At 44.3% G+C, this 635-nt stretch carries 1 protein-coding gene and 1 pseudogene; both read left to right on the top strand.

Annotation, left to right across the window (positions count from 1 at the left end; translation table 11 throughout):
* Positions 1–194: VirB8/TrbF family protein (locus RTW80_RS26790; RefSeq protein WP_257603946.1), on the top strand; the 194-nt coding region annotated here is incomplete at its 5' end.
* A 4-nt stretch (positions 195–198) separates the two neighbouring features.
* Positions 199–635 (top strand): annotated as a pseudogene (locus RTW80_RS26785) (TrbG/VirB9 family P-type conjugative transfer protein); the annotation flags it as partial.

Below are 635 nucleotides of genomic sequence, written 5' to 3'. Positions count from 1 at the left end.
ATATCGGTGCGTATATTCGTTTTCGTCTGACCATCAGGGATGTTGCTACCGGACAAACCCGCCAGGAGTTCTGGAATGTTCGCCTGACTTATCGTATCGAACCGCAGGTTGAAATGGTGTCAGGGGAACGTAATAACAATCCTCTTAAGTTCGTTGTAACAAGCTACGTTCGCGATAAAGAAGCCAGAGGTTAATAATATGAAAATGAATAAAGGAGCGTTAATTATGGCGCTTCTGATGGCGGCGCACGTCTGTAATGCTGCTGTTCTTCCTTCAGGCAGTCGCTTTGACCCACGCAATCAGATAGTCAGTTATAACCCCAATAATACCACCATAATTAACAGTGCCGTTGGATACACCACCACACTGGTATTTGATGAAGATGAAACAGTTATCAGTGCCAGAACTGGTTTTCCGCAGGGATGGGCGGTTAATAAAGAAGATAACCTGGTATATCTGTAAGTTCGTCATGTTAAACAGACTGTTCAGAAAAATAATACGGATGAAAACGGTAATACCTCTTCTGAATCCGTCAGTGTTGCTCTTGACCCGGAAAATGAGCTTGAACGCTGGCGAACGAATCTGTTTGTTCGTACCACGAAACGTAATTACAGCATGGAGCTGAACGCCAGAAC

It is taken from the genome of Escherichia sp. AM3, assembly GCF_032029835.1.
Taxonomy (GTDB): Bacteria; Pseudomonadota; Gammaproteobacteria; order Enterobacterales; family Enterobacteriaceae; genus Escherichia; species Escherichia coli.
The sequence above is the reverse complement of the archived record's forward strand: the minus strand, read 5'-3'. Positions and strand labels throughout refer to the sequence as shown.